Genomic DNA, 2,651 nt, shown 5'->3' with positions numbered 1-2,651 from the left:
CTTTGGGAGGCAACCGCCCCAGTTAAACTACCCACCAGGCACTGTCCCTGAACCGGATCACGGTCCGAAGTTAGACACTCAGTACGATCAGAGTGGTATTTCAACAATGACTCCACACCCACTGGCGTGAGCGCTTCACAGTCTCCCACCTATCCTACACAAACCGAACCAAGCACCAATACCAAGCTATAGTAAAGGTCCCGGGGTCTTTCCGTCCTGCCGCGCGTAACGAGCATCTTTACTCGTAGTGCAATTTCGCCGGGCCTGTGGTCGAGACAGTCGAGAAGTCGTTACGCCATTCGTGCAGGTCGGAACTTACCCGACAAGGAATTTCGCTACCTTAGGATGGTTATAGTTACCACCGCCGTTTACTGGCGCTTAAATTCTGAGCTTCGCGCTTACGCACTAACCCGTCCTCTTAACGTTCCAGCACCGGGCAGGCGTCAGTCCGTATACATCGTCTTGCGACTTCGCACGGACCTGTGTTTTTAGTAAACAGTCGCTTCTCGCTGGTCTCTGCGGCCGCCTCACCCTAGCCCGCGAAGGGCTTCAAGTGCTACGGCCCCCCTTCTCCCGAAGTTACGGGGGCATTTTGCCGAGTTCCTTGACCACAGTTCACCCGAACGCCTCGGTATTCTCTACCTGACCACCTGTGTCGGTTTGGGGTACGGGCCGCACGGACACTCGCTAGAGGCTTTTCTCGGCAGCATGGGATCACTCTACTTCGCCTCAATCGGCTATGCATCACGCCTCACCCTCATGAGCGACGGATTTGCCTATCGCTCGGGCCACACGCTTACACCAGACACCAACAGCTGGCGGAGCTACCCTCCTGCGTCACCCCATCGCTTGGCTACTACCGGATCAGATCCCGCGCTCCACCCCTCCCCTCCGAAGAAGGTCGAGGCTTTGGGCGGTTAGTATCACCGACCTCACCAGGGACGCGTCCACACGGGTACGGGAATATCAACCCGTTGTCCATCGACTACGCCTGTCGGCCTCGCCTTAGGTCCCGACTTACCCTGGGCGGAACAGCCTGGCCCAGGAACCCTTGGTCATTCGGCGGACGAGATTCTCACTCGCCTATCGCTACTCATGCCTGCATTCTCACTCGCACAGCCTCCACGACTGGATCACTCCGCCGCTTCCCCGGCTGCACGACGCTCCCCTACCCACCCACACCACTGGCCAACCAGGTCAAGCCCGGAAGACGGCGTATTGTGTGAGTGACACAGCTTCGGCGGTGCGCTTAAGCCCCGCTACATTGTCGGCGCAGGACCACTTGACCAGTGAGCTATTACGCACTCTTTCAAGGGTGGCTGCTTCTAAGCCAACCTCCTGGTTGTCTGGGCGACCCCACATCCTTTCCCACTTAGCGCACACTTAGGGGCCTTAGCTGGTGTTCTGGGCTGTTTCCCTCTCGACTACGAACCTTATCGCCCGCAGTCTCACTGCCGCACTCTCACCTATCGGTATTCGGAGTTTGGTTGATTTCGGTAAGCTTGTAGGCCCCCTAGACCATCCAGTGCTCTACCCCCGACAGGAAACATGCGACGCTGCACCTAAATGCATTTCGGGGAGAACCAGCTATCACGGAGTTTGATTGGCCTTTCACCCCTACCCACAGCTCATCCCCCAGGTTTTCAACCCTGGTGGGTTCGGGCCTCCACGACGTCTTACCGTCGCTTCACCCTGGCCATGGGTAGATCACTCCGCTTCGGGTCTAGACCACGCGACTCAACCGCCCTATTCGGACTCGCTTTCGCTACGGCTACCCCACACGGGTTAACCTCGCCACGCAGCACTAACTCGCAGGCTCATTCTTCAAAAGGCACGCCATCACCCCTCAAGGCTCTGACGGCTTGTAGGCACACGGTTTCAGGTACTCTTTCACTCCCCTCCCGGGGTACTTTTCATCTTTCCCTCACGGTACTAGTCCGCTATCGGTCATCAGGAAGTATTCAGGCTTAGCGGGTGGTCCCGCCAGATTCACAGCGAATTTCACGAGTACGCTGCTACTTGGGAACACTCTCCAGAGACCACGGTTTTTCGCTTACGGGGCTCTCACCCTCTACGGCCGCCCATCCCAAGGCGTTCAACTAAACACATGGTTTTCTTACTCTGCGCCAGTCCGGCAGAACTGACCGAAAGGTCCCACGACCCCGCCACCGCAACCCCTGCCGGGTATCACACGACGACGGTTTAGCCTCTTCCGCTTTCGCTCGCCACTACTCACGGAATCACGGTTGTTTTCTCTTCCTACGGGTACTGAGATGTTTCACTTCCCCGCGTTCCCCCCCAACACCCTATATATTCAGGTGCGGGTGACACCACATGACTGGTGCCGGGTTTCCCCATTCGGACACCCTCGGATCACAGCTAGGTTGGCAGCTCCCCGAGGCTTATCGCAGCCTCCCACGTCCTTCATCGGCCCCTGATGCCTAGACATCCACCGTATGCCCTTACACACTTACAACAAAGATGCTCGCATCCACTGTACAGTTCTCAAACACCAACCAGGAACACCACCGACACCCAGCAGCACCAGCCACGGAAACAACGTTCCCATGCGGTATGACCGCCATCAGTGGCCCTGAACCAAGACCAACAACCCCACACGGGTGTTGTCTCAGGACCCAACAGTGTACCGA

Annotated in this window: 1 rRNA gene; it reads right to left on the bottom strand. The window is 57.5% G+C overall.

The features are described 5' to 3' along the window. A 23S ribosomal RNA gene (locus BMY07_RS33315) occupies nt 1-2,476 on the bottom strand; the annotation flags it as partial. Nucleotides 2,477-2,651 lie beyond the last annotated feature (175 nt).

This window comes from Actinokineospora terrae (assembly GCF_900111175.1).
In the GTDB taxonomy this organism is placed as follows: Bacteria; Actinomycetota; Actinomycetes; order Mycobacteriales; family Pseudonocardiaceae; genus Actinokineospora; species Actinokineospora terrae.
This window is presented reverse-complemented; position numbering and strand designations above follow the sequence as displayed.